We start from the raw sequence: 26,056 nt of genomic DNA on the forward strand, positions 1-26,056 counted from the left end.
TTGTAGCAAAAGCAGTTTCTCAGATTCGCAGCCCCGATGCACCCCTTACTTTGAGAGATTCGGGCTAAGCCGACAAAGGGATCGAAGACGGCGTCTCCTGATTTTGTGAACCGATCAAGCAATGCCGACACCAAAGCGCCGGGAAACCTTATTTCATCGCCGTTCTGAAAATCCGGCAAGGGAAACTGATGTCGGTTGGAGACCGTCAATAATTCTGAAATTGTCACGGCAAATTTCCTCCGCAGGCAACTGCCACCGGACACAGTTCCTCCGATGGGACCATAGGAAAAAATGCTGGTCAGTTACGCACAATATCAGAGAGCCACGTCAGATGACGTTGCCCATCCGGCACTGAGTGCAATTAAAGCTGCTAAAAAGGAAGTGGCGCACCCGAAGAGATTCGAACTCCTGACCCCCAGATTCGTAGTCTGGTGCTCTATCCAGCTGAGCTACGGGTGCGTGCAATTGCGGCGGTGCCGCTTGCGTGGGCGATCCTCTAAAGCGTCCTTCGGGACAATGCAAGAGCATTTCGGAAAAAATCACGCGTTTCATAATTTGCGGCCGCGGCTTTCGAAATCCGGTCACTTCTCAAGGTGCGTCCGGCTGCGGTAATCCTCCAGCGAAACCGGGCGATCGGGAATCTCGATGCGGAACTGGGTTCCCACCGTCGGTTTTTCCACCAGCGCGATCGTGCCGCCATGGGCGAGCACCAGCTCGCGGGCGATCGTCAGGCCGAGGCCGGTGCCGCCGGAGCGGGCGGAGCCGCGGAAGGCGGCAAACAGGTTCTGGCGCGCCTTCAGCGGCATGCCGGGGCCGGTATCATCCACAGTGATGCTGACGACGCTGCCGACGCGCTGGGCGGCGACGGTGATGCGCCTGACGGCGCCCGGGGCAGCCTCGCCCGGCGCCGTCAGCGCCTGCAGCGCGTTGCGGCAGAGATTGTGGATGACCCGGAACAGCTGCTCGCCATCGGCATCGACCTTGAGATCGGCGCCGATCTGCTCGGTGAATTCGATGCCGCTTTGCGGATCGATCGCCAGCATGTCCTTGACGTCCTGGGTGAGTTCCAAAAGCGGGATATGGCGGCGGCGCGGGGCGGATTCGCTCGCCTTGCCGTAGGACAGCACCTCGGTGGTATAGCCGACGGCGCGGTCGATGGTGCGCAGGAGCTTCGGGGCGAAGCTCTTGACCATCGGATCGTCGACATCGACCAGCCGGTCCGACATCAGCTGCGCCGAGGCCAGGATATTGCGCATGTCGTGATTGATCTTGGAAACGGCGAGGCCGAGAGCGGCGAGGTTCTTCTGCTGCTTCAGCGTCTTCTGCAGCTCCATCTGCATCGAGGTGAGGTTGCGGCCGGCAACCGCCAGTTCGTCGCGGCCGCCCTCGCCGATATAAATATGCGCGGGGTTTTCCGGATCGGAGGAGAATTGCTGCATGCTGCCGGTCAGCCGGCGGATCGGGCCGATCAGGATGCGGTTGATCGCAAAGAAGATCAGCGTCGCGGTGAAGAGCGAAATCAGCACCGATAGCAGGAGAACGTTGCGGGAATAGGCAAACATCGCGGTGCGCAGCTGCCTGTCCTTCATCACCACCTCGACGCCGGTATTGGTGTCGCCGACCGGGCCGTAGACGCGGATCATCCGGCTGCCGCCGAAGATCAAGGTGTCGAGCGCATCGCGCATCGCCGTTGCCGGCGGCACGTCGGTGAGATCATAGGCTTCATCGACGGAGGTCGGCATATCGGTCGTCGCCAGGAGCCGCGAGGTGCCATCCTTGCGCAGCACGATCGCCTTGGTGCCGGTGGCCTCGAGCGTCTCCTTCTGCAGCGCGCGCGGCAGCTCGACCGGCTGCAGCCCATCGATGACGATGGCGGCGGCAGCGGCCGTGTTCAGCCTGTCCTCCAGCCAGCGTATGCGCATGCTGGCGACCGAGGGGAAGAAGATCAGGATTTCAGCGAGCATGATAAAGAAGACAGTCAGCCAGAGCAGCTTGCCCGACAGTCCGCCGAACATACCGGCAGACGGGCACGGCGCCCTTGCGGTCTCGCCGGTCGCGGGGGTTTCGGCCGAAGGATTGTCGCCCTGATCTTGTACCGGCATTTTTGTCTCGCCCGATCGGCAGCCTTCCAGCCGCCTTCACCGTTGGAGCTTTATATTAGACCAAAAGGCTCCGCTTTCAAATCTTTGCGAGCAGCGTCATGTCGTCACAAAGAAACGCCGCCCGGAGGCGGCGTTTCAAAGCGCATGATCGATAACAGATCAGAACTCTTCCCAGCTCTGATCGGCGGCGGCCGTATTGCCGCCGAAGGCGCGGGCGACCTTGGCGATCGCCCGGCGGGCGGGCGAGGCGACCGGCCTTTGCGGCTCGTTGCGGACAAGCGCCACCGGTGCCGGCGCGTCATCCGACAGCCTGAAGCGGGATATGAGGCGGACCAGCCCGCCGGCCTCGGCCGAAAGCCTGTGCGTGGCGGCGGAGGTCTCTTCGACCATCGCGGCATTCTGCTGGGTCACCTGGTCCATCTGGTTGACGGCGGTATTGACTTCCTTCAGGCCGGTCGACTGTTCGGTGGCAGCCGTGGCGATCGAATGGATATGATCGTTGATGGCGATGACGCGGGTGCCGATTTCCGCCAGCGCCTCGCCGGTCGCCTGGACGAGTTTGACGCCGACCTGGACCTCGTCGCCCGACTTGGTGATCAGCGCCTTGATGTCCTTGGCGGCCGTTGCCGAACGCTGGGCGAGTTCGCGCACTTCCTGGGCGACGACTGCGAAGCCCTTTCCGGCCTCGCCGGCGCGTGCCGCCTCGACGCCGGCGTTCAGCGCCAGCAGGTTGGTCTGGAAGGCGATCTCGTCAATGACATTGATGATTTGGCTGATTTCGCGCGAGGCCTGCTCGATGCGGCCCATGGCTTCGACGGCGTTGCGCACGACGACCCCGGAAGCGCCAGACTTGTCCTTGGCTTCGGAGACCATGACGGTTGCTTCATGCGCCCGCTCGGTGGAGTTCTGGACGACGGCAGTAATCTGGTCGAGCGCTGCCGATGTCTGTTCGAGGGCGGCCGCCTGCTGCTCGGTGCGTTTCGACAGGTCGTCGCTGGCATTGCGCAGCTCGGCGGTGTTGCCGTTCATCGCCTCCGTCGTCTCGCGCACTTCGCGCATGGTCGCCTGCAGGGTGACGAAGGTATTGTTGACGTTCTGCTGCAACTCGGCGAAGGCGCCCTGGAAGCTGCCGCGCATCGTCTGGGTCAGATCGCCTTCGGCAAGGCTTGCGATGACGCGGCGGGTTTCGCCGATGCCGGCATCGACGCTCGACAGCAGCGTGTTGATGTTGCCAGCGAACTGGTTGAGGTTCTCGTCCTCATAGTCCTTGTCGATGCGGTGGCCGAAGTCGCCGGCCGCAGCCGCGGCGACGACGACGGACATGCTCGACTGCAGGTCGTCGCTCTTGGCGCGCATCGCCGCCTCCTGGGCGTTCAGGCGCTTGACGGCTAGGCCATTCGCCTTGAAGACCGCAACGGCGGCGGCCATCTCGCCGATTTCGTCCTGGCGTCCGGCAAAGGGAACCTCGGCTTCGAAATTGCCGCTGGCGACCTCATTGATCGCCCGGGTGACGCGCTTGATCGGGCGGCTCAGATGGCTGGTGCCGATATAGAAGCCCATGCCGATGCCGACCGCGATGCCGATGCCGGTGATGCTGAGGACGAGCATCAGTACCCAGGTGCGGAAGCTTTCGATCTCGGTATTGACGGTTTCGAGCGCTGCCTTGTCGGTGGCGACGACCGCGTCGATTTCGGCTTGGAACGCCTTGCGGTTGGCGCGGTTGGCGTCATTGTTGCCCTGGGCGCTGGCGGCCTCGGGGCCGACTTCGGTGCCGAGACGGGCAGTCTCCATACGGAAGGTGCGGAATTCCGCAGCGCGGGCGACGAGCTTGGCGAAATCGCCCTTCTCGTCGTCCGGAACCAGCGGCGCCCAGCCCGCGATAACCTTGTCGATCTCGTCGAGGCCGGCCAGCAGGCCCTTGGCGAAGTTCGGCGTGTCCTTGATCGACTTGGCCGCATAGATGCCGCGCGCTTCCATGACCACGGCCGTGACGAAGCGGTTGAGGCGTTCGCCGGCATAGGCGCGGGCGGCAGCCTGCTCGTAAGCCGTCAGGTTGCGATTATATTCGTGCATGGCCGAAAGCGCAGTTGCGCCGATCAGAAGCGCCACCGCGCCCATCACGCATACCAACAGATTAATTTTGCCGCGGATCTTCAATGCTGTCTCCTGAGGTACGCCACTGCCTGGAAAGCAAATTCCAGCCGATGACCTGAATATCGGCGAAATTTATTAAAGTTAGATTTCCATTATTTACGATTATGGCTGGGGAAATTATCCATGTGGACCCTGGCCGGGACGCACAAAGCCCTGAAAACCGGGCGATCGGTCTGCCGCGCCGACAAATCACAACCAGTCGGCGCAGATCGAATTTATTAATACCGGAGTGCGAAAATACTTGCCGAGCTGGTGCTTGCAGCGAAATTATCCGGTATAATTGACTTTCACCGGCTTCATCCCTATAAGCCGCCGCACGTCCGGTCACTCAGCCTTTTATGGCCCGCCCGTTCGAAAAATAACGCTCCTTGCATTATGCAAATTCAAGAAGGGCCGCACTCCGCGGTGTTTAAATAAATGAAGCGTACCTACCAACCATCCAAGCTTGTTCGCAAGCGTCGCCACGGCTTCCGTGCGCGCATGTCTACCAAGGGTGGCCGCAAGGTCATCGCCGGCCGCCGCGCGCAGGGCCGCAAGCGTCTTTCGGCTTAAGGCCGGGTTGCCCGAAAAGAGATGGCGGGCGAATTGACGACCAATAAAGAAAAACACGCTGTCGGGCGGCTGAAAAGCCGCCCGCAGTTTCTTGCCGTGCGCGAGGGCGAAAAACGCCGCGGCGGCCTCTTTCTTCTCGAAGTCCTCGACCGGAAGGAACCCGACAGCCAAGCCCGCGTCGGATTTACAGTCACCAAAAAACATGGCAACGCGGTTGAACGCAACCGCATGCGCCGCCGCCTGAAAGAGGCGGTGCGGCTTCATGCGGGGTTTGCAATGCAGCCCGGACACGACTATGTGGTTGTCGCGCGCAGGGACGTGCTTGAGGCGTCCTTCAAAGAATTGGCCGCGGAACTGAAATTTCGCGTGGAAACCAGGCCGAAACCCCGGCGCTCCGGAGACGGACGCCCCAGGAACGTATGATGGAAAAAAACCGCAATTACTTCATTGCGATCGCTCTCTCGGTGCTGATCGTCCTCGGCTGGCAGTTTCTCTATATGAATCCGCGCATCGAGGCCCAGCGCAAGGCGCAGGAAGCCCAGAAGGCGCAGCAGAAGACCGAACAGGTGCAGCAGCCCGCAGCCAACGGCGCGGCGCCGGCCCCGACGAGTGGGACCGCCCCTTCCGGTCAGGCCGTCGCCACGGCAACGCTGGAACAGGCGCTGGCAAAGAACCCGCGCGTCGTCATCGATACGCCTGCGCTTTCCGGCTCGATCAACCTCGCCGGCGCCCGGCTCGACGACCTGAAGCTCAAGGGCTATCACGAGACCGTCGACGACTCGAGCCCGACCATCACCCTGTTCAGCCCGGCGGAAACCAAGGGTGGTTACTTCACCGAGCTCGGCTATATCGGCAGCGACGCCACGGGCAACGTTCCCGGCGCCTCGACGCTCTGGACGGCGCCCGAGGGCGCCAAGCTCACCGACAAGACGCCGGTGACGCTTTCCTACACCAACGACAAGGGCCTGACTTTTACCCGGACGATTTCCGTCGACGAACGCTACATGTTCACCGTCGCCGACAAGGTCGAAAATACCGGCCAGGCTCCCGTATCACTGTCTTCCTACGGCCGTGTGACGCGTTACAACAAGCCGACGACGCCCTCCGTCTACGTGCTGCATGAAGGATTCATCGGCGTCATCGGCGATGACGGGCTCGTCGAAACCAAATATACCGCCGCCGAGAAGGAAGCCGTCATGCCGCCGAAATCCACCGGCGGATGGCTCGGCATTACCGACAAATACTGGGCCGCGACGATCATTCCGCCGCAGACCTCGGCCTATGAAGCACGCTTCTCGCATTTTGCCGATGGCCAGCCGCGCTATCAGGCCGACTACAAGGACGATGCCTTCACCGTTGCGCCCGGCCAGTCGATCGAGCTCAAGAACCTCGTCTTCGCCGGCGCCAAGGAAGTGCCCGTCATCGACGGCTACGAGACCAGCTATTCGATCCCGAAGTTCGACCGGCTGATCGACTGGGGCTGGTTCTATTTCATCACCAAGCCGATGTTCAAGCTGATGGACTTTTTCTATCGCTTCTTCGGCAATTTCGGCGTGGCGATCCTGTGCACCACCATCGTCGTCAAGGCGCTGTTTTTCCCGCTCGCCAGCAAGCAATATGCTTCGATGGCGAACATGAAGCGCATGCAGCCGAAGATGGAGGAGCTGAAGGCGAAATTCGCCGATGACCGCATGGGGCTGCAGCAGGCGACCATGCAGCTCTACAAGGAAGAGAAGATCAACCCGATCGCCGGCTGCTGGCCAGTGGCGCTGCAGATCCCGATCTTCTTCTCGCTCTACAAGGTGATCTACATCACCATCGAGATGCGGCACGCGCCGTTCTTCGGCTGGATCAAGGACCTTTCGGCCCCCGATCCGACGACGATCGTCAATCTGTTCGGCCTGCTGCCCTTCGAAGCGCCGACCATTCTGCATCTCGGCGTCTGGCCGCTGATCATGGGTGTCACCATGTTCCTGCAGATGCGCATGAACCCGACCCCGCCCGATCCGACGCAGGCGATGATCTTCAACTGGATGCCGCTGGTGTTCATGTTCATGCTGGCAAGTTTCCCGGCCGGCCTGGTCATCTACTGGGCCTGGAACAACACGCTCTCGGTGATCCAGCAGTCGGTGATCATGAAGCGCCAGGGCGTCAAGGTCGAGCTGTTCGACAATCTGAAGGGCCTGTTCCGACGAAAAACGGCGCCGTCGAAATGACGCAGCTGCCTATTGCCGCAGGTTAATGTGCTACAGCAAAGCCCCGCTCCGACGGGGCTTTTCTGTTCGTATCGATGAGCAATCACCCTGCGCCGACGCGGCTTCAACAAGCGCGCATGGAAAGCTCGATATCTTCGGAAAACGGCGTCGACATGTAACCGCGGCCAGGCGCGCGCACGTGGCCGAGGTATTCCGGGCAGGCGTCGGCATCGTCGGCGATGACAATCGCTCCCTGCCGGAGGCGGCCTTCCAAGATGTACAAAATCTCCAGATAGAGCGACTTTGCACCGTCCATCAGGACCAGATCTATGCTGCCGGGAAGATCGGCGACGAGGGTTTCAAGCGCATCGCCCTGCCGAAACTCGACGAGATCGGCAAGCCCGGCCGCCGCAAGGTTCTGCCGTGCTCTGGAGATCTTGTCGGGCTCGAACTCGGTGGTGATCAGCCGGCCGCCGCCGTTATCGCGCAATGCGGCGGCGAGATAGAGCGTGGAAATACCGAACGACGTGCCGAACTCGACGATCTCACGTGCTCCACTGGCGCGTGCCAGCATATAGAGCAACTCGCCGGTCCGGCGCGACACGGGCAGCCACAGGTCCTTTATCAGGCCGTAGAAATTGCGGTATTCCGTCTTGCTGTGGAAGAGGCGATCCCGCTCCTCCCGCGACAGTGCCGCCAGGCCGGGGCTCGTCGCCTTGTCGGCCTGTTCGAACAAATGCTCGAGCAGCGGCGCGAGCGGTGAGGTCGTTAACGTGGTCATGGCAAATCCTTTGTCGAGAGCGTTGTTGTGCCGATCGAAAAAATACGATTAATTCGTCGCATTCGCTAATCGCATCCGGGAGCCTGGAAATGGCCGATCGCCCAAGCCCTGAAATTTCCTCACGAAAACAGCCCAAACAGGCGCGGTCGAACGAGCTCGTTTCGGCCATTCTGCAGGCTGCTGTTCAGGTTTTGGCGCAGCAAGGCGCGCACCGCTTCACCACCGCGCGCGTGGCTGAGAAAGCAGGCGTCAGCATTGGGTCGCTCTACCAATATTTTCCGAACAAGGCGGCGATCCTGTTTCGGCTGCAGAGCGACGAGTGGCGCGATACCACCGGTCTTCTGAGTGAGATCCTCAACGACCGATCGGAGCCGCCGCTTCGCCGGGTGCGCAGATTGGTTCAGGCTTTTATTCGCTCGGAGTGCGAAGAGGCCGCCGTCCGTGTGGCGCTCGGCGACGCCGCTCCGCTCTACAGGGATGCGCCGGAGGCCCGGGAGGCGCGACAGGCTGGCGATCCGGTGATCGAGGCGTTCCTGAGGGAGGTGCTTCCCGCCCTCCCTGAGGCAGCCCGCGTGCTCGCCGGCGACGTTATGATGACAACCCTGACGACCGTCGGAAAGGATTTCTCCGAAAGACCGCGGAAAAGCGAAGACATGGAAGCCTATTCGGAGGCGATGGCCGATATGCTGTGCGCCTACCTTGTCAGCCTAGGCGCGCGATGAGACGCAGAGCCGTCGGCCGCAGGGAACCGCAATGGGCTCTGTTAACCGCCTCAAAGCTTGACATCTCCCCTCAAAACCACGAAGCCCGGTGAAGAGACAGAACCCGGAGATTGCAGAGCCCGCATGCCCGAAACCGAAAAGCCGCTCTTCGGCCACCCATGGATCTTCATCCGCGGCGTACCCTCGCTCAATTTCCTGCCGCCGGAAGGGCCCCTGGAAGTGGCCTTTGCCGGCCGTTCCAATGTCGGCAAGTCGTCGCTTATCAATGCGCTGGTCGGCCAGAAGGGGCTGGCGCGCACGTCGAACACGCCGGGGCGAACCCAGGAGCTCAATTATTTCGTTCCGGATGGCTATTCCGGCGAAAGCGGCGACATGCCGCCGATGGCGATCGTCGACATGCCCGGCTACGGTTATGCGCAGGCGCCGAAGGAGCAGGTCGACAAGTGGACCAAGCTGGTTTTCGACTATCTGCGGGGCCGCGCGACGCTGAAGCGCGTCTATGTGCTGATCGACAGCCGACACGGCATCAAGAAGAACGACGACGACGTGCTCGATCTGCTCGACAAGGCGGCCGTCTCCTATCAGATCGTGCTGACCAAGACCGACAAGATCAAGGCGCCGGCCGTGCCGAAGCTGCTTGCCGAGACCGCGGAAAAGATCCGCAAGCGCCCGGCCGCTTATCCCGGCGTGCTGTCCACCTCGTCGGAAAAGGGCGACGGGCTGGACGATCTGCGCCAGGCGATCGGCGAAACCGTCGGCGTCGCCCGCTGGAAATAGAGCGGCGCTAGATGGTTCAGCGCTCGCCGATAGCTGCGGCAATGTTCGGCGACGCGCGAATCCGGCCAGTTCCGAAGCTCCTTCCCACATTTTCGGATCCGCGGCTTTTCAGTCGGCCGAGTCCCCATTTGGTGCAAAGGCTACCGACGCATCCGAAAGTTGAATCGACCATCGATGAAAAACTAACGGTTGACGACGCGGGTCCGTTGCGCTACATGACAACTATCGAATTTTGCTTGCTGGCTTGGTTATCGCGCGATTAGCACCGCGGCCTGAACGAACTTCCTTTCAAAAATCGCTATCACCATCCGTATCGCCCTGGCGCTGCGGTTCTTCAATATTGCTATGAAAGGGTTCATCATGACCACTGGCACCGTTAAATGGTTCAATTCCACCAAGGGCTTCGGCTTCATTCAGCCTGACAATGGCGGCGCTGACGCCTTCGTTCACATCTCCGCCGTCGAGCGCGCCGGAATGCGCGAACTCGTCGAAGGCCAGAAGATCGGCTTCGATCTCGAGCGTGACAACAAGTCGGGCAAGATGTCCGCTTGCAATCTCCAGAACGCTTAACTCGATATCTGCTTTCCTTTGACCACGGATGTACTGGCACTGCCGGAAGCACGTTATCCATGCAAGGCCAGGCGAACTGCCTGGCCTTTTTGTTTTCGCTCGCCCATCGAACTCTCAGTATCGGACCCGACATGACAGAGACATACAGCAAATCCCGCCAGCGGGCGGAGATTGCCTTCGGCAACGTCCAGAGCCAGTTCTTTGCAAAGAACAAGGCGGCCGAGGAACTCGAATCCGACGTCCAATCGCAACAGGCAAAGACCTTGCGGCTTCGCGAGGCGCGGCTTTCCAGGGAACGCAACGACCGGGCAACAACAACGGCCGCGCTCGTTGCAAAACGCACCCGGGCCGGCTGACCTCACACTGCGCTCACCGTGAACTCATCCTGAAGGAAGCTTGAATGGCGGACGATATCAAGGAACTCCAGTCGATCAATACGGCTTGGCAGATCGCCATTCAGGAGATTCTCCGAATGGTTATCAGGGACATGTATCATGGTGGCGGCGAGGCTTCGTTCAGGACGCACATCAAGCGTATCGAAGAGGCAGCGGTGGACAGCATCTACACGGACTTGCGGCTGCGCGGCACGGATGAATGGACGGAGGTCCTGGTCAAGGAACGGGCGAGCAATTTCGTGACGACGCTGCTGACCTCGTTTACCTATGACCGGGCATAGCCTTGCCGGGTTTGGCCCCACGGGTTCGGATCGTTATCATCGCATCATGAAACTGCTTGCGTAAGCGGATCAGCGGCGATTGCACTTGCGTCCCCGCAGTATTTGAAGCAACCCTCCATCCCAGGCGGTGCAAGAGCAGTCCGCGTGCGCGAGTAATGAGATGACCGATAGCAAAGACCAGCCGCTGTCGCCGGAAGGCGTCGGCAACCTGCCCCATCTGGCCGAAGCCCTTGATGACGATCGGTTTCGACACTTTCTCGATCACGTCCCTTTTGCCGTGGCCGTCTCCGAACTCGGCGACCGCGAGGCGCTGATCTATGTCAATCTCGAATTCGAACGGCTGACGGCGCTGAGCGCAAAGCAGGTCGAGGGAAAGACCTGGTCCGAGATCGAATTGAATTCCACCGCCATTTCGGGAGGAGCGACGCTCACGGCCGCCGTGACCTCTGCCGAGGAGTATATTGGCGCGTTCTCGCTGGTGGCCGAACCCGAGAGCACTGCCATTATCGATGTCTGGTCGAATACCATCGTCAACGATGATGATACCCCGCTGTTCCGATTGGTGGCCTTTGCGGCGCGCAATGAGGCGGCGGCCGATCAAAGCTTCGGTGAACTGCTGACGGAGAAGGATGTCCTTCTGCGCGAACTTCAGCATCGCGTGAAGAACAACCTTCAGATGATCACAGCGCTGATCCGGATGGAGGCACGCAATGCGCAACAGAGCGAGGAAAGCGAAAGGTTTGCACGGCTTGCCGGGCGAATTGAGGCCCTGGCGCTGCTGTATCGCTCGCTGTCGGACGAAGAGAAAGGTGCCACAGTCGATCTTGGAACCTATGTGAGCCAGATTGCCGCCTCGGTGATGGCGGCTCACGCCGTGGAAGGGATCCGGCTGGACATGAAGGTCGACACCTGGCCGGTTTCGGTCGATGTGGCCATGCCCGCCGGCTTGGTCATCAACGAACTGCTCACCAATACGCTCAAACATGCCTTCGTGGGGCGTGATGGCGGAGAAATCACGCTCCGTTGTGTCGTCAGCGATACAGGGTGCAGGATCACCGTCGCCGATAACGGGGTCGGGCTTCCTCAAGATGTGACTTGGCCGCACCCGGGTAAACTAAGCGCAATGATCGTACAGTCGCTGAAACAGAACGCCCGCGCCAAGGTCGAAGTCACCTCGTCCCCCGACGCCGGCGTGAGTGTCTCGCTCGTTTTCCCAATAGCCGAAGCGACCCAATAGCCTCATCGCTAAAAAACTGGTCGGAAATCACAAGGCAAGTCATTCTCGCCTACTTTCGGGGCGCCCCGAAGAGCGCCCCGGGCCCTGCCAAGATGGGCGGGCTTACATCTTCGGCAGCAGCACCTTGTCGACGACGTGAATGACGCCGTTCGACTGTTTGACGTCGGCGATCGTCACGTGCGAGACGCCGCCGTTTTCGTCGGTCAGGGTGATCTTGCCCATGCTTTCCTTGGCTTTCAGCACGCAGCCGCCGACGGTCTTGATGTCGTGCTCACCGCCGTCATCCTTGATCATCTTGGCAACCGTCTTGGCCATCGCGTCGGCAGCAACGACATGGCAGGTCAGAACCTTGGTGAGCGTCGCCTTGTTTTCCGGCTTCAGCAGCGTGTCGACGGTGCCCTTCGGCAGGGCGGCGAAGGCTTCGTTGGTCGGCGCAAAGACGGTGAAGGGACCCTTGCCCTCCAGCGTGCCGACCAGGCCGGCTGCCTTGACGGCGGCGACCAGCGTCGTGTGATCCTTGGAATTCACGGCGTTTTCGATGATGTTCTTGGTGGCGAACATCGGCGCACCGCCGACTTCAGGGTTCTTGGCGGCGGCAAAGGCGACGGCGGACAGGGCGGTGGCGAGCGCAAAACCGCGCAATACGGACTTGATCATGATTTTCTCCTCACCGGACACGATCCGCGGGCTTTATGCCTGAGCGTCGTCCGGACATTTCGAACTACGGCGGCTTGCGCCAAAGAGTTTCAGACAGGAGAAAATGATTTCATGGCCGACGCGATTTACGGCCGGCGCCCGATCATGGCCGGCGCAATGCGCCGCTTGCGATCACCGGACCGGTCGCCTGGCCGGTCGGCGAGCCGCCGAAGGGTTCGAGGCTGACGGCAAGCGTCGCGCCATCGGCGAGATTGCTGCGCAGATCGGCGGGAATGACGAGTTCGCCGCTCTCGCCCGGCTGGAAGACGCCGAGCGATTTCGGCAGGCCGCTGCCCGGCACCAGCCAGAGTTCCAGCGACTTCTCCTCCGGCTTGCCGGCGGCGACCGGCACGATCTTCAGCCGTCCACTCTGCAGCTCGTAGGAGGCAAGAAGATTGATGGCGCTGTTCTGGCCGGAAAGCGAGGCGACCAGCGGTGTCGGTCCCTGCGGCTCAGGCACGACGCCCGAGGCGAAGATGACGGCGCTGACGGCGACGACGACGCAGGCAAAGCTCAGCGAGCGCCAGAAGACTGCCGAATTCCAGAGGCCTTGCGAAAAGGATGCGGGTTTTTGAGCATCGCCGAATAGCCGCGCCTCGATCTGCTTGAAGGTTTCCCGGTTCGGCGAGGCGGTTTCATATTCGTCATTGAAGGCAGAAAGGTTGGTTTCCCAGCGGCTGACGATCGCGGCAAAGGGCCGATCGTGGCGCATGCGCTCTTCCACCACCCGCCGATCCTGCAGCGACAGGACGCCAAGCACATATTCGCCGGCGAGAACCTCGTCGCGGGAGCGGTCTCCCTTGCTTTTGTCGGGCGATGTCATCGTTCCATGCACTCTCTCAGTTTCAACAGGCTGCGCCTGAGCCAGGTCCGCATCGTGTTCAGCGGGAACCAAACTGATCGGCCAGTTCCTGATAGCTCAGCCCTTCGACATAAGCCCGTTTCACCGCGACCGCACGATCAGCTTCCAACTCTTCCATGCAGGTGTCAATCCGCCTTCCTTCATCCTTCGTCACCGTCTGCATTTCCGGGTCGGGTGCGGCGTCGGCAAGATCATAGGCACTGTCGATTTCGTCGGCGACGGGCTTGCGCGACCGCAACGCGTCGATCGACCGGTTGCGGGCAATCGCCGAAAGCCACGCTGCCGACGATCCTGTCGCTGCCTGGTAGCTTCCGGCCCTTTGCCAGATGCTGATATAAACTTCCTGCAGGGCTTCTTCGGCTTCCGTGCGATCCTTCAAGATACGCAGGCAGATGGCAAAAAGTTTCGGCCCGGTCTGATTGTAAAGGGCAACAAAGGCCCGGCGGTCGCCGAGCGCGACGCGGCCGATCAGGTCTGCAATCTCATCGCCTTGCATGCCGTTCCTCATCTCATGCTTGGGTGCGCCGGACGCTAAAGGCCACCGGCTCCGCGCCAGATACGAAAAACTATTGCCCTCTGGATTATTCCCTCTGTCGGAAACTTGCGATAAAAGGCCGCGAACAATTCCGCGGGGTCCCCATGAACGAGTCCGAAAGCGAACTGCAGGCACGGCTTCTGGCCAAGGCGCTGCCCTTCATGCAGCGTTATGAAAACAAGACGATCGTCGTGAAATATGGCGGCCACGCCATGGGCAATCCCGAACTCGGCAAGGCCTTTGCCAGCGACATCGCACTATTGAAGCAATCCGGCGTCAACCCGATCGTCGTTCACGGCGGCGGCCCGCAGATCGGCGCCATGCTGAACAAGATGGGCATCGAATCGAAATTCGAGGGCGGGCTGCGCGTCACCGACCAGAAGACGGTCGAGATCGTCGAGATGGTGCTCGCCGGCTCGATCAACAAAGAAATCGTCGCGCTGATCAACCAGACCGGCGAATGGGCGATCGGCCTCTGCGGCAAGGACGGCAACATGGTCTTCGCCGAAAAGGCGCGCAAGACCGTCAAGGATCCGGATTCGAACATCGAGCGCGTGCTCGATCTCGGCTTCGTCGGCGAAGTGGTCGAGGTCGACCGCACGCTGCTCGATCTGCTCGCCCGCTCGGAGATGATCCCGGTGATCGCGCCCGTCGCACCCGGCCGCGACGGCGCCACCTACAATATCAACGCCGATACCTTCGCCGGCGCCATTGCCGGCGCGCTCAACGCCACCCGGCTGCTGTTCCTGACCGATGTGGCCGGCGTGCTCGACAAGAATGGTCAACTGATCAAGGAGCTTTCCGTCGCCGAGGCGCATGCGCTGATCGCCGACGGCACGATCTCGGGCGGCATGATCCCGAAGGTCGAGACCTGCATCGATGCGATCAAGGCCGGCGTCCAGGGCGTCGTCATCCTGAACGGCAAGACCGCCCATTCCGTCCTGCTGGAAATCTTCACCGAGCACGGCATCGGGACGCTGATCGTTCCCTGACCGAGGGTGCGCCTTTCATCGGAACGAAGGGCGCGTCTCCCCTCCTCCTGCTCTTGAGTCCTGTTTCAGCTTTTCCATCGGGAAGAGCAGCCAGTAGCGCCCATGCGTGAGAGGCGCCTGCCCGACCTCTTCCATCTTTTCTCGCGATCACGCCGGCACAGGATCGGCCCCGATGCTCAAGGCAATTCTTTGGCGCGGACGCGCGCCTGGCTTTCCTTCTTGATCGGCCCGCTGACCGGGCAGACCTCCTGCACGAAGCCATTGAGCGTACTGACCAAATTATTCTCGATCAGGGAATAGTGGATGAACTGGCCCTGCTTCTCCCGTCTGATCAGCCCCGCCGTTTCAAGAATGGAAAGATGCTGCGAAACGGCCGGCTTGGACATGCTGAAGCGCTCAGCGATCTCGCCGGCGGTCAAGCCGGATGCCGAGAGATAGGCACGGGGCATTGCCGTGCGGGTATCGGTGTCGCTGACCGGACACTGGCTGGTCGGTCATTTCGCCCACCGGGCCGGTCATCAGGGATGGCGTGTCGATGACGTCGCGGTGCAGGGTTACAACCTGCCGCATTTCGGGCTGGTGACCTTCGGCGAGAGCTTCCACGGCAACCATCACGCCTTTCCGGAATCGGCGCGGCTCGGCATCGAGCCGGGGCAGTTGGACCTCGGTTGGTATTTCATCCGGCTGCTGGCGGGGATCGGCCTGGGTTCGGCGATCAAGCTCCCGCACATGATCGTGCCACGGCGAGGGTTGAAGCGCGTCGACACATCCGCTTCCGGTGGCAATCAGCCGCAACATCAGGCGGAATCGCGCCCCTGACTGCGATATCCGCTCGAAGAAGCCGCAAATCGCCCGATCTAGCCTTGGCAAGATTTCGAATCGTGCTTTAGGTTGCGCCCCGAAACTTAACGGGTCGAGCAAACAGATGCGCCTTACAGACTGCTATAATTTTCACGATTTCCGGCGCATGGCCAAACGGCGGCTTCCCGGGCCGATCTTCGATTATATCGACGGCGCTGCAGATGACGAGGTGACCTATCGGCGCAATAGCGCGGCGTTCGAAGCTTGCGATCTGGTGCCCGACGTCTTGCGCGGGGTGGCCGAGGTCGACATGTCGGTAACCGTCATGGGGCAGAAGCTGGCGATGCCGGTCTATTGCTCGCCGACGGCGCTACAGCGGCTTTTCCACCACCAGGGCGAGCGGGCGGTCGCGGCGGCGGCGGGAAAATACGGCACGATGTTCGGCGTCTCCTCGCTCGGCACGATCAGCCTGGAGGAAGCGCGGCAGATCAGCGCCGGGCCGCAGGTCTATCAGTTCTATTTCCACAAGGACCGCGGCCTCAACCACGAGATGATGGCGCGGGCGAAGAATGCCGGCGTGCAGGCGATGATGCTGACGGTCGACAGCATTACCGGCGGCAACCGCGAGCGCGACAAGCGCACCGGCTTTGCCATTCCCTTCAAGCTCAATCTCGCCGGCATGATGCAGTTTGCGATCAAGCCGTCCTGGGCGATCGACTGGATGACGCATGAGGCGTTCCGGCTGCCGCAGCTCGAAAACCACGTGAAGATGGACGGCGGCGCCCTGTCGATCAGCCGATATTTCACCGAAATGCTCGACCCCTCCATGTCGTGGAACGACGTGGCTGACATGGTGCAGGCCTGGGGCGGGCAATTCTGCCTGAAGGGCATCATGTCGGTCGAAGACGCCAAGCGCGCGGTCGAGATCGGCTGCACCGGCATCGTGCTTTCCAACCATGGCGGCCGCCAGCTCGACGGTTCGCGCAGCGCCTTCGACCAGCTGGCTGAAATCGTCGACGCGGTGGGCGACCGGATCGACGTGATGATGGATGGCGGCGTGCAGCGGGGCACGCATGTTCTTAAAGCGCTGTCGCTAGGGGCGAAGGCGGTCGGGCTCGGCCGCTATTATCTCTTCCCGCTTGCCGCCGCCGGGCGGCCCGGCGTCGAACGGGCGCTGGAGACGATGCGCACCGAGATCGAACGGGACATGAAGCTGATGGGTTGCACCTCGGTCGACCAGCTGACACGGCGCAATCTGCGCTTCCGTTCCTGAGCGGAGTGGGATGTCATTTTCGGGCCGCAGTCTTTCATCTGAGAGCTGCGGCCCGCGCACATCTCGGCCTCAGAGCGTGCTGTAAATCGCCGCCGCCTCCTGTTTCAGCTTTTCCATCATCGACCGGTAAGGCCCCGGTCCATAGCTGATGCGGCCGACACCGAGCTTTGCCAGGGTTTTCACATCGGGAGCCCCCGCCCGCATCATGATATTGACCGGCAGCGACGATGCAGCGCAGATCTTTTCGATCAAGGCGGGATCGATCAGGCCGGGAACGAAGAAACCGTTGCCGCCGGCCGCCGCATAGGCCCTGCCGCGCTCGATCGCCTCGTCCACCAGACCGGCATGTTTGGCAAGATCGCCTTCGGCGAGGAAGAGATCGGTGCGGGCGTTGATGAAGAAGGGGATGTCTCTGCCGTCGGCCATGGCGCGAAGGGCGCGGATGCGGGCCGCCTGGCTCTCGGCGGGGTAGAGCCCCTCGCCGGCAACCACCCGATCTTCGAAATTGATGCCGATGGCGCCGACATCCACCAGCCTGGCGGCATTGGCCGCCGCCCCCTCGGGCTCCGCCGAATAGGCGCCTTCGAAATCGACCGACAGCGGCAGGTCGATGACGGCGGTGATGGATTTCGCCGTCTCCACAAGTACCTGCATCGGGAGTTTCTCGCCATCGGCAAACCCGTGGGCTGCGGCGACCGACCAGCTTCCGGTCGCGAGCGCCTTGGCGCCGGCTTCCGTCACCGCCTTCGCCGTGCCGGCATCCCAGATATTGTAGAGGACGATCGGATCGCCCTTCTTATGCAGCGCGGCGAATGCCTTGGCCTTCTCAATCTGGTTCATGCTGTCTCCTCCATCTTCGCCTGTGTACTGATTTTCTCTTCATGGCGCAGCAGCCACTGTTTGCGCCAGAGCCCGCCGCCGTAGCCGGTCAGCGAACCATCCGCGCCGAGGATACGATGGCAGGGCACGATGATGGCAAGCTGGTTGGCGCCATTGGCGCGGCCGACGGCCCGCACCACCTCCGGCCTTTCCATCTCCCTGGCAAGATCGCCATAGGCGCGCGTCTCACCGACAGGGATTTCCATCAGCTTTGCCCAGACATGTTTTTCGAAGGGCGTACCGCCAAGCGCCAGCGGCGTCGTGAAAACGGTGGGCCGGCCCTCGAAATAATCCCGGATCTCCGCCTCGATCTGGTCGATGACAGGGGTGCGGCCGATTGCGACCGAGGATCGGACGCGCTTCTGCAGCGCTTCGAGCTCAGTCGGCAGCGCCTTACGATCATGAAATTCGAGAAGGTGCAGATGCGTCTTGTCGGCAACCGCGATCATCGGCCCGAGCGGGGTGGCGAACCAATCGGCAACGAGCAATTCGCGGTTTTGCGAGAGCGCCGGCGCTTTACCGACGAGCCGCTGGAATGCCGTGCGAAAGCCGCTCGGAGACTCGTATCCGGCGTCGATCTGCGCATCGATGACGCGCGCGCCGTCGGCCAGCTGCCGGGCCGCTTCGCCGAGCCGGCGATAGCGGACGATGTCATGGAAGGTCATGCCGAGCGCCCGCTTGAAGGCGCGGCGCACCGTCGAGGGATCATGGCCACGGCGGACAATCTGCTCCTCGGTCCAGCGAACCTCCGGCTGAGCGTCGAGTGCCGCAAGCAGTTCGTCGACGATCGGCTCCCTGCCCGGCTGTTCCAGCGGCCTGCAGCGCCGGCAGGGACGAAAGCCGGAATGCATGCAAGCGGCGATCGTCTCGAAGAACAGGGTATTTTCCCGCTTCGGCTTGCGCGCCGGGCAGGTCAGCCGGCAGAAGATGCCCGTCGTCTTGACGCAGACATAGGCCTGCCCCTCATAATCAGCGCTGCGCGCGATCAAGGCGTCATAGAGCGTATCGTCGTCGGGGCGTTCGAAAAGCATATCCGCTTTCTAGCATCCCGCGCATGCGCCGTCCGCCGAAAATCGGGCGTCTATTTTATTCTTGTCGATTTCCTTGCGGCCGCGCCCATGCCATAAGACCGCCATGACAAAGATCGACCGCACGCCTGATAAAGCCGATTTCGCGCACGTCACAGACTGGGTCTTCGACCTCGACAACACGCTCTATCCGCATCATGTCAATCTCTTCGCGCAGATCGACAAGAACATGACCGCCTATGTCGCGGCCTTGTTGCAGATGGAGCGGGAAGAGGCGCGCAAGCTGCAGAAGCAATATTACCTCGAGCACGGCACGACGCTGCAGGGCCTGATGATTCATCACGGCATCGACCCGAACGACTTCCTCGAAAAGGCGCATGCGATCGACTACACGGCGCTGACGCCGCAGCCGGAACTCGCCGCGGCGATCAAGGCGCTGCCCGGGCGTAAGTTCATCTTTACCAATGGCAGCGTCAAACATGCGGAAATGACGGCCGGTGCGCTCGGCATTCTCGAGCATTTCGACGACATCTTCGATATCGTCGCCGCCGACTATGTGCCGAAGCCGGCGCAGGCGACCTACGACAAGTTCACGGCGTTAAAATGCGTCGAAACGAGCAAGGCGGCGATGTTCGAGGATCTGCCGCGCAATCTGACGGTGCCGAAGGCGCTCGGCATGCAGACAGTGCTGTTGGTGCCGCGCAATCTGGAAGACACGCTCGTCGAATGGTGGGAAAAGACCAGCGGCGAAGAGGATCACATCGATTTCGTCACCGACGACCTCGCCGCCTTTCTCGGCAAGATTACCGCTCGGAGCTGATCTGGCCCCTGGGTTGGCGGCGACTGACGGATTACCAAAGTTTCATTCAGCTTACCGATGTTTAACTGGGGCTTTCCGCCCTGCTGCCGTAGCTTTCTTCGTGAGGGGACACCTCACGAAAGGCAAATACGATGTACCGCAACAAGCTGATACTGGCAGCGCTTTCCTCCACCCTCATCTTCGGCGCAGCCGCCGGGGCAGGCCATGCCGCACCCGTTGACGCGCCGCGCCAGCACCCCGGCATGCACGGTCCGGGGCCTGCCGCCTTCCGCGAAATCACCTATGTCAGGATGCTCAAGCAGTTCGACGCCAACAAGGACGGCAAGGTCTCCAAAGAAGAAGCGACCGCCGGCCTCGACAAGGTTTTCGCTGCGATCGACACCAATAATGACGGCTCGCTGACGCCCGGTGAAATCAGCGCATACCAGAAGACGCAGATGCAGGCGATGAGAGATCAGCGCAAGCAGGAGGCCAGCGAAAACAAGGATACCGATACCGCAGCAGCGACGCCAGGCAATGACGACCAGGGCCGGCCGCCACGCGACGGTCACGGCGGGCATGATGGTCATGACGGGCACCGTTGGATGCGCCATGGCGGCAACTTCATGCGCGCCTCGATGATGATGCACCGGGTTGATACCGACCGGAACGGCCAGATTTCCAAACAGGAAGCCGTTGCCGCCTTCGACAAGCTGTTTGCGCGGATGGACCGCAACAAGGACGGCGTCATCTCGATCGACGACATGCCGGACCGGCCGCTGCTGTAGGCCGCGGCTGCAAGGTTGGGCGAACCATCGCCTCCGCTCTTTCCCCGCCCGGCGGGGAAAGAGCCACGTCTTACCAACGGGATGCCGAGCCGCTATTCGCGATGCTCATAGAAATCCTGGATGATCTTCCACGCGGCTTCGGCCGTGTCGACGAAGCTGATCAGCTTGACGTCGTCGGGCGCGATCGTGCCGAATTCGGCCAGGGCATCGAAATTGACGATGCGGCGCCAGAAGGCTTCGCCGAAGAGGATCAGCGGCAGCCGCTCCATGCGGCCGGTCTGGATCAGCGTCAGGCATTCGAAGAATTCGTCGAGCGTTCCGAAGCCGCCGGGAAAGACGGCGATTGCCTTGGCGCGCACCATGAAATGCATCTTGCGAATGGCGAAATAGTGGAAGTTGAAGCTGAGTTCCGGCGTCACATAGGCGTTCGGCGCCTGTTCGTGCGGCAGCACGATGTTGAGGCCGATCGAGGGTGCGCCCTCGTCGGCCGCGCCGCGATTGCCGGCCTCCATGACGCCGGGACCGCCGCCGGTGACGATGACATATTCCTGGAACCCGAGGGTCGCCGAATATTTCGAGCAGAGCCGGGCGAATTTTCGCGCCTCGTCATAATAGACGGAGGCCGCCTCCAGATTGGCGCGCTGGATGTCGTTGCGGGCAGCCCAGGCGCTCTGGCCGGGGGCGGGAATACGGGCGCCGCCGAACATGACGACGGTCGAGCGGATGCCGCGCTCCGTCAGCATCATCTCCGTCTTCAGCAGCTCCAGCTGCAGGCGGATCGGCCGCAGCTCCTCACGGCAGAGGAAATCCTCGTCGACATAGGCAAGGCGGTAGGCGGGCGACATCGTCTGCGGCGTCTTCGGCACAGCCTCGGCGCGCTGCCTGTCGGTCGAGCTGCTCTTCAGCGGGTCCCATACGCCATCCTTGCGCCGCGACCCGCCGTTTCGTCCCTTCGCCATGTCGAAATGCCTTTCAGTCTTGCCGGCTTCAAAGCCGGATATGTCGCTATAACGCCTTGAATCCAAGTATGATCTTGTTGGAAAAATCATTCCGTTCTACGGCTGCATGCTGTAGAGCAGGTTAAATCCCTGCCAACCGCATTCCGGAGACTCCGCCGTCTCCACGATAAAGATCGAAGTTTAAGGAATTCTCATGAGCGCCACCGACCTCGCATCCCTCGAAAAGACCATCGAAGCCGCCTTCGACAATCGCGACAATGTGAACACGTCGACCAAGGGCGAGGTTCGCGATGCGGTCGAAGCAGCGCTCGACCTGCTCGATGCCGGCAAGGTTCGTGTCGCAACGCGCGGCGCCGACGGCGCCTGGACGGTCAATCAGTGGCTGAAGAAGGCCGTGCTCCTGTCCTTCCGCCTCAACGACATGGACGTGGTCAAGGGCGGCTCGGGTAATTCCACCTGGTGGGACAAGGTGCCCTCGAAATTCGAGAACTGGGGCGAGAACCAGTTCCGCGCCGCCGGCTTCCGCGCCGTGCCGAACTGCGTCGTGCGCCGCTCGGCCTATATCGCCCCGAACGCCATCCTGATGCCCTCCTTCGTCAATCTCGGCGCCTATGTCGGCGAAGGCACGATGGTCGATACCTGGGCGACGGTCGGCTCCTGCGCGCAGATCGGCAAGCATGTGCATCTCTCCGGCGGCGTCGGCATCGGCGGCGTGCTGGAGCCGATGCAGGCCGGCCCGACGATCATCGAAGACAATTGCTTCATCGGCGCCCGTTCGGAAGTGGTCGAAGGCTGTATCGTCCGCGAAGGCTCGGTGCTCGGCATGGGCGTCTTTATCGGCAAGTCGACCAAGATCGTCGACCGCGCCACCGGCGAAGTGAGCTACGGCGAAGTGCCGCCCTATTCCGTCGTCGTCGCCGGCTCGATGCCGTCAGGCAATGCGACCATGGGCAACGGCAAGCCGGCGCCGCATCTCTATTGCGCCGTCATCGTCAAGCGCGTCGATGAACAGACCCGATCCAAGACCGGCATCAACGAGCTGCTCAGAGATTGATGACACCAGGACTTTGATCCGGTAAACAGGCGGCGTCTTTTGCGCGAGGCCGCCGCCTTGCCATGTCTTTGCCATTCCCGCCGGATAGTTCGACGCCATGACCGCTACCGATCCCGTCGCCAATCTTCAGACGCTGATTCGCTGCCCCTCGGTGACACCGGCCGAAGGCGGCGCGCTGTCGGCGCTCGACGCCATGCTTGCGCCGCTCGGCTTCACTGTCGACAAGGTGAAAGCGAGCGAAGCGGGAACCGCCGATATTGAAAACCTCTATGCCCGGCTTGGCAAGGACGGCCCGCATCTGATGTTTGCCGGCCATACCGATGTCGTGCCGGTCGGCGACGAGGCCGCCTGGACGCATCCGCCCTTCGCCGCCGAGATATCGAAGGGCGAACTCTTCGGTCGCGGCGCCGTCGACATGAAGGGCGGCATTGCCTGCTTCGTCGCCGCCGTCGCCCGCCATATCGAAAAGAGCGGGCCGCCCAAGGGCTCGATTTCCTTGCTGATCACCGGCGACGAAGAAGGCCCGGCGATCAACGGCACAACCAAGCTCCTGCAGTGGGCGGCCGAACGCGGCGAACGCTGGGATGCCTGCCTGGTCGGCGAGCCCACCAATCCGGACAGGCTCGGCGACATGATCAAGATCGGCCGGCGCGGCTCGCTGTCGGGCAAGATCACCGTGCATGGCGTCCAGGGCCACGCCGCCTATCCGCATCTTGCCGACAATCCGGTGCGCGGCATGCTGCAGCTGACGCAGGCGCTGATGGATCCGCCCTTCGACGGCGGCACCGACGATTTTCAGCCCTCAAACCTTGAGGTGACCACGGTCGATGTCGGCAATCCGGCGACCAACGTCATTCCGGCCAAGGCCTCGGCCAGCTTCAACATCCGCTTCAACGACAGCTGGACGGCCGAGACGCTGCGCGCCGAAATCCTGCGGCGCCTCGACGCCGCCGCCGGGGATGGTCGGCTGCGGCCGGGCCGCGAACCGGTGAAATACGATATCGTCTGGGCCGACCGGCCGAGCCATGTCTTCCTCACCCGCAACAATGCCCTGATCGCCTCGCTCTCTTCAGCCGTCGAAAGTGTCACCGGCCGCTCGCCGGCGCTTTCGACCACCGGCGGCACCTCGGATGCGCGTTTCATCAAGGATTATTGCCCGGTCGTCGAGTTCGGCCTCGTCGGCCAGACGATGCACATGGTCGACGAGCGCGTCGCCGTTTCCGATCTGGAGATGCTGACGGCGATCTACGAGACCTTCATTGCCCACTGGTTCGCCAATGCCGGGGCTTAGGGAAGTCCAATACTATTTGGCCGGCCTCTGGCTGCTGATCCGGCTGGATCCGCGCGGCTTCCGCTACCTCGATTTGTCCGAGCGCGGCGTCAACCGCTCGTTCTGGGCGATCGCCTGGTGCCTGCCGCCGATGGGCATTTCCTGGCTCTGGTGGCGGCAGGTCTTTCTGCGGTCGATGCCGCCGGAAGCCGATGTCGGCTTTGCCTTCTATCTCAGGCTCGGCTTCGTCGAGCTCGCCAACTGGTTCGTGCCGCTGGTTTTTGCCGGGCTGCTGCTGCTTGCCTTCCGCATGGGCGAGCGTTTCGCCCCCGTCGTCGTCAGCGTCAACTGGCTCGGCGTGCCGCTCTCCTATATCAACGGGCTGCTGCTGGCGATGGTTGTCTTCCTTCCCGGCTCCGTCGGCCTTGTCTCGCTGCTGCTGCTTGCTTTCATGCTGGCTCAGGTCTTCGTGCTGGCGCGCATTCTGCGGATGATCTGCCACGGTCATCCGCTGATGGTCGGGGCAATGACGCTGGTGCTGCTGGTGCCGTCGATGATCCTTTCGGAATATCTGCAGCACTTCCTCGGCATCTATCCGGTCTGACCAAGCTTACGATGGATCGTCATCGGTCTCGCTGGCCGGCCTGCGCCGGTCGACGATCACCTCCGGATAATCCACCTGCAGGAAATAGAGCCCGTCGGGCGGCGCCACCGGGCCGCAGGCCTTGCGGTCGCGCGCTGCAAGGGCGGCCTCGACATCGTCAGGCGTCCATTTACCTTCGCCGGCGAGCTTCAGCGTGCCGGCGAAGGAGCGGATCTGGTTGTGGAGAAAACTCTGCGCCGTGGCGCGGATCTCGATCAGCTCGCCGCTGCGCGTCACATCCAGCCGATCGAGCGTGCGCACCGGGCTGTTTGCCTGGCAATGAGCGGCGCGGAAGGTGGAGAAATCGTGGCGGCCGACCAGCCTCTGGGCGGCGGCGTGCATGACCTCGTGGTCGAGCGCCTTCGGTACCCACCAGGCCTTGCCGGCTTCCAGCGCCAGCGGCGCCCGTCGGCTGACGATCCGGTAGAGATAATGGCGGCGCAACGCCGAGAAACGGGCATCGAAGAATTCCGCAACCGCCTCGACATCGAGAATGGAAACACGCTCGCCGGCAAGCCTCAGATGCGCGTTCAAGGCATTCTGCAGCTGGTACGGCGACCATGCCTTCGACAGATCGGCATGGATCACCTGGCCCATGGCGTGGACGCCCGAATCGGTGCGGCCGGCGCCGCGGATCGAGACGGTCTCGCCGGTCAGCGACAGCACTGCGGCTTCGATCGCGCCCTGCACCGAGGGGCCGTTCTCCTGCCGCTGCCAGCCGACATAGGGGCCGCCGTCATATTCGACGGTCATGCGGAAGCGCGGCATCAGGAAAGCCTCGTGCCGGCGGCAAGCGGCGTGCCCCTGAGGAAATCGGCTGCGGCCAGCGGCTTGCCGCCTGCCTTCTGCAGCCTGGTCAGCCGCACAGCACCCGAGGCGCAGGCGACCACGAGATCGTCGCTCAGCAATTGCCCGGCAGGCCCCTCGCCTTCAGCCAGCTCCGAGCCGAGTACCTTCACGCGCTCAGGCTTGCCACCGATCTCGAGCTCGAACCAGGCGCCGGGAAATGGCGCCAGACCGCGGATATGATTGTGCACATCTAGGGCATCCCTGGCAAAATCGATGCGGGTTTCGGCCTTGTCGATCTTGGCGGCATAGAGCACACCATCTTCCGGCTGCGGCGTCAGCGGCAGGTCGTTCATCTCCAGCTTCACCATGGCTTCCGCCATCGCCTTGGCGCCGACCTGCATCAACCGGTCGTGCAGCTCGCCTGCCGTCATGTTCGGGCCGATCTCGACTGTGCGGGTGAGCGCCACGGCGCCGGTATCGAGGCCCTTGTCCATCTTCATCACCATCATGCCGGTTTCTGCGTCACCCGCCATGATCGCCCGCTGGATGGGCGCCGCACCCCGCCAGCGCGGCAGCAGCGAGGCGTGGCCGTTATAGCAGCCGTCGCGGGTGCCGTTCAAAACCGCCTCCGGCAGCAGCAATCCGTAGGCGACGACGACGGCGACATCGGCCTTGAGAGCGGCAAACCTCTCGCGCTCCTCGGGATCTTTGAAATTGACCGGCGTGAAAACCGGCAGGCCGAGCAGTTCGGCCGCCCGATGCACCGGCGATTTCTGCAGATCGAGCCCGCGCCGCCCGCCCGGCCGCGGCGGCTGCGTGTAGACGGCGATGATCCTGTGTCCGGCATCGACCAGCAGGCGCAGGGTCGGAACGGAGAACTCCGGTGTTCCCATGAAAATGATGCTAAGAGACATTCTATCTC

Annotated in this window: 27 protein-coding genes, 1 tRNA gene and 3 pseudogenes; 17 read left to right on the forward strand and 14 right to left on the reverse strand. The window is 62.1% G+C overall.

The window, feature by feature from the left end; all coding sequences use genetic code 11:
- The 4 genes and pseudogenes from OS035_RS06480 to OS035_RS06495 all read right to left on the reverse strand — a co-directional run.
- A pseudogene (locus OS035_RS06480) lies at positions 1-227 on the reverse strand (hypothetical protein); the annotation flags it as partial.
- 155 nt (positions 228-382) lie between these two features.
- Positions 383-459: transfer RNA gene (locus OS035_RS06485), tRNA-Arg, on the reverse strand.
- Positions 460-581: 122 nt separating this feature from the next.
- A complete protein-coding gene (locus tag OS035_RS06490; protein ID WP_097624696.1) occupies positions 582-2,102 on the reverse strand; it encodes an ATP-binding protein in 1,521 nt (506 codons plus the stop codon).
- Positions 2,103-2,261: 159 nt separating this feature from the next.
- On the reverse strand, positions 2,262-4,259 hold the full coding sequence (locus tag OS035_RS06495; protein ID WP_331813553.1) for a methyl-accepting chemotaxis protein: 1,998 nt from the start codon (positions 4,257-4,259) through the stop codon (positions 2,262-2,264).
- A 414-nt stretch (positions 4,260-4,673) separates the two neighbouring features.
- Here OS035_RS06495 and rpmH point away from each other — a divergent pair, with 414 nt between their 5' ends.
- Genes rpmH through yidC form a run of 3 tightly spaced genes read left to right on the forward strand, consistent with a single transcriptional unit; the run spans position 4,674 to position 7,024 of the window.
- Entirely contained in the window at positions 4,674-4,808 is a 135-nt protein-coding gene (gene rpmH, locus OS035_RS06500) for a 50S ribosomal protein L34 (protein ID WP_003570740.1), read from the forward strand.
- Between the two features lie 21 nt (positions 4,809-4,829).
- A complete protein-coding gene (gene rnpA, locus OS035_RS06505; RefSeq protein WP_183779216.1) occupies positions 4,830-5,231 on the forward strand; it encodes a ribonuclease P protein component in 402 nt (133 codons plus the stop codon).
- Positions 5,231-7,024, forward strand: a complete 1,794-nt coding sequence (yidC, locus tag OS035_RS06510; RefSeq protein ID WP_331813554.1) for a membrane protein insertase YidC — start codon at positions 5,231-5,233, stop codon at positions 7,022-7,024. The genes rnpA and yidC overlap by 1 nt, the downstream gene beginning before the upstream one ends.
- A gap of 103 nt (positions 7,025-7,127) precedes the next feature.
- On the opposite strand, the gene OS035_RS06515 is transcribed toward yidC, so the two are convergent.
- Entirely contained in the window at positions 7,128-7,784 is a 657-nt protein-coding gene (locus OS035_RS06515; RefSeq protein ID WP_097624693.1) for an O-methyltransferase, read from the reverse strand.
- Between the two features lie 89 nt (positions 7,785-7,873).
- Here OS035_RS06515 and OS035_RS06520 point away from each other — a divergent pair, with 89 nt between their 5' ends.
- The 6 genes from OS035_RS06520 (at position 7,874) to OS035_RS06545 (ending at position 11,766) form a co-directional block, all read left to right on the forward strand.
- The gene (locus tag OS035_RS06520; protein WP_183779214.1) at positions 7,874-8,506 is read left to right on the forward strand and encodes a TetR family transcriptional regulator; all 633 of its coding nucleotides are present in this window, start codon (positions 7,874-7,876) and stop codon (positions 8,504-8,506) included.
- A 123-nt stretch (positions 8,507-8,629) separates the two neighbouring features.
- Entirely contained in the window at positions 8,630-9,283 is a 654-nt protein-coding gene (gene yihA / locus OS035_RS06525) for a ribosome biogenesis GTP-binding protein YihA/YsxC (protein WP_003588913.1), read from the forward strand.
- A 360-nt stretch (positions 9,284-9,643) separates the two neighbouring features.
- Positions 9,644-9,853 carry a cold-shock protein gene (locus OS035_RS06530; RefSeq protein ID WP_003588915.1) on the forward strand — a complete coding sequence of 70 codons (210 nt, stop codon included), beginning with the start codon at positions 9,644-9,646 and terminating at the stop codon, positions 9,851-9,853.
- 131 nt (positions 9,854-9,984) lie between these two features.
- On the forward strand, positions 9,985-10,209 hold the full coding sequence (locus OS035_RS06535; protein ID WP_097624853.1) for a hypothetical protein: 225 nt from the start codon (positions 9,985-9,987) through the stop codon (positions 10,207-10,209).
- Between the two features lie 44 nt (positions 10,210-10,253).
- Complete coding sequence (locus OS035_RS06540) at positions 10,254-10,529, forward strand: hypothetical protein (protein ID WP_097624691.1); 276 nt, start codon at positions 10,254-10,256, stop codon at positions 10,527-10,529.
- Between the two features lie 160 nt (positions 10,530-10,689).
- Positions 10,690-11,766 (forward strand): sensor histidine kinase, encoded by a 1,077-nt coding sequence (locus OS035_RS06545; protein ID WP_331813555.1) that lies wholly within the window; start codon positions 10,690-10,692, stop codon positions 11,764-11,766.
- A gap of 102 nt (positions 11,767-11,868) precedes the next feature.
- Here OS035_RS06545 and OS035_RS06550 read toward each other — a convergent pair whose 3' ends face one another.
- From OS035_RS06550 to OS035_RS06560, 3 genes and pseudogenes are all read right to left on the reverse strand, one after another.
- The gene (locus tag OS035_RS06550) at positions 11,869-12,423 is read right to left on the reverse strand and encodes a fasciclin domain-containing protein (RefSeq protein ID WP_097624689.1); all 555 of its coding nucleotides are present in this window, start codon (positions 12,421-12,423) and stop codon (positions 11,869-11,871) included.
- A gap of 142 nt (positions 12,424-12,565) precedes the next feature.
- On the reverse strand, positions 12,566-13,285 hold the full coding sequence (locus OS035_RS06555; protein ID WP_097624688.1) for an anti-sigma factor: 720 nt from the start codon (positions 13,283-13,285) through the stop codon (positions 12,566-12,568).
- A pseudogene (locus OS035_RS06560) lies at positions 13,282-13,820 on the reverse strand (sigma-70 family RNA polymerase sigma factor). The gene OS035_RS06555 and the pseudogene OS035_RS06560 overlap by 4 nt, the downstream one beginning before the upstream one ends.
- A gap of 143 nt (positions 13,821-13,963) precedes the next feature.
- Here OS035_RS06560 and argB point away from each other — a divergent pair.
- Positions 13,964-14,851 (forward strand): acetylglutamate kinase, encoded by an 888-nt coding sequence (argB, locus tag OS035_RS06565; protein WP_003570750.1) that lies wholly within the window; start codon positions 13,964-13,966, stop codon positions 14,849-14,851.
- Positions 14,852-15,027: 176 nt separating this feature from the next.
- Here argB and OS035_RS06570 read toward each other — a convergent pair whose 3' ends face one another.
- On the reverse strand, positions 15,028-15,300 hold the full coding sequence (locus OS035_RS06570) for a metalloregulator ArsR/SmtB family transcription factor (protein ID WP_331813556.1): 273 nt from the start codon (positions 15,298-15,300) through the stop codon (positions 15,028-15,030).
- Here OS035_RS06570 and OS035_RS06575 point away from each other — a divergent pair.
- A pseudogene (locus OS035_RS06575) lies at positions 15,296-15,670 on the forward strand (acyl-CoA desaturase); the annotation flags it as partial. The gene OS035_RS06570 and the pseudogene OS035_RS06575 sit on opposite strands and share 5 nt — an antisense overlap.
- A gap of 106 nt (positions 15,671-15,776) precedes the next feature.
- Positions 15,777-16,925, forward strand: a complete 1,149-nt coding sequence (locus OS035_RS06580) for an alpha-hydroxy acid oxidase (protein WP_097624686.1) — start codon at positions 15,777-15,779, stop codon at positions 16,923-16,925.
- A gap of 69 nt (positions 16,926-16,994) precedes the next feature.
- On the opposite strand, the gene OS035_RS06585 is transcribed toward OS035_RS06580, so the two are convergent.
- Together OS035_RS06585 and OS035_RS06590 are read right to left on the reverse strand one after the other, a co-directional pair.
- The gene (locus OS035_RS06585; RefSeq protein ID WP_331813557.1) at positions 16,995-17,765 is read right to left on the reverse strand and encodes an isocitrate lyase/PEP mutase family protein; all 771 of its coding nucleotides are present in this window, start codon (positions 17,763-17,765) and stop codon (positions 16,995-16,997) included.
- Positions 17,762-18,835, reverse strand: coding sequence for a bifunctional transcriptional activator/DNA repair enzyme AdaA (locus tag OS035_RS06590; protein ID WP_331813558.1), 1,074 nt, complete (start codon positions 18,833-18,835; stop codon positions 17,762-17,764). Before OS035_RS06590 ends, OS035_RS06585 begins: the two co-directional genes overlap by 4 nt.
- A gap of 103 nt (positions 18,836-18,938) precedes the next feature.
- On the opposite strand from OS035_RS06590, the gene OS035_RS06595 reads away from it, so the two are divergent.
- Together OS035_RS06595 and OS035_RS06600 are read left to right on the forward strand one after the other, a co-directional pair.
- Positions 18,939-19,652, forward strand: a complete 714-nt coding sequence (locus OS035_RS06595; RefSeq protein WP_097624683.1) for a pyrimidine 5'-nucleotidase — start codon at positions 18,939-18,941, stop codon at positions 19,650-19,652.
- 131 nt (positions 19,653-19,783) lie between these two features.
- Positions 19,784-20,419: a calcium-binding protein gene (locus OS035_RS06600; RefSeq protein WP_331813559.1), complete on the forward strand. Its 636-nt coding sequence runs from the start codon at positions 19,784-19,786 to the stop codon at positions 20,417-20,419.
- Between the two features lie 92 nt (positions 20,420-20,511).
- On the opposite strand, the gene OS035_RS06605 is transcribed toward OS035_RS06600, so the two are convergent.
- Positions 20,512-21,378, reverse strand: a complete 867-nt coding sequence (locus OS035_RS06605) for an LOG family protein (protein WP_097624852.1) — start codon at positions 21,376-21,378, stop codon at positions 20,512-20,514.
- Positions 21,379-21,571: 193 nt separating this feature from the next.
- On the opposite strand from OS035_RS06605, the gene dapD reads away from it, so the two are divergent.
- The 3 genes from dapD (at position 21,572) to OS035_RS06620 (ending at position 24,306) form a co-directional block, all read left to right on the forward strand.
- Entirely contained in the window at positions 21,572-22,432 is an 861-nt protein-coding gene (dapD, locus tag OS035_RS06610) for a 2,3,4,5-tetrahydropyridine-2,6-dicarboxylate N-succinyltransferase (protein WP_183779190.1), read from the forward strand.
- Between the two features lie 97 nt (positions 22,433-22,529).
- Positions 22,530-23,723: a succinyl-diaminopimelate desuccinylase gene (gene dapE, locus OS035_RS06615; RefSeq protein ID WP_183779188.1), complete on the forward strand. Its 1,194-nt coding sequence runs from the start codon at positions 22,530-22,532 to the stop codon at positions 23,721-23,723.
- Positions 23,710-24,306, forward strand: a complete 597-nt coding sequence (locus OS035_RS06620; RefSeq protein WP_003588938.1) for a hypothetical protein — start codon at positions 23,710-23,712, stop codon at positions 24,304-24,306. Before dapE ends, OS035_RS06620 begins: the two co-directional genes overlap by 14 nt.
- 6 nt (positions 24,307-24,312) lie before the next feature.
- Here the strand turns inward: OS035_RS06620 and truA are convergent, their stop codons facing one another.
- Together truA and fmt are read right to left on the reverse strand one after the other, a co-directional pair.
- Positions 24,313-25,113: a tRNA pseudouridine(38-40) synthase TruA gene (gene truA, locus OS035_RS06625; RefSeq protein ID WP_310804185.1), complete on the reverse strand. Its 801-nt coding sequence runs from the start codon at positions 25,111-25,113 to the stop codon at positions 24,313-24,315.
- On the reverse strand, positions 25,113-26,048 hold the full coding sequence (gene fmt, locus OS035_RS06630; protein ID WP_331813560.1) for a methionyl-tRNA formyltransferase: 936 nt from the start codon (positions 26,046-26,048) through the stop codon (positions 25,113-25,115). Before fmt ends, truA begins: the two co-directional genes overlap by 1 nt.
- Between the last annotated feature and the right edge of the window lie 8 nt (positions 26,049-26,056).

It is taken from the genome of Rhizobium sp. 268 (assembly GCF_036571585.1).
Classification (GTDB): Bacteria; Pseudomonadota; Alphaproteobacteria; order Rhizobiales; family Rhizobiaceae; genus Rhizobium; species Rhizobium redzepovicii.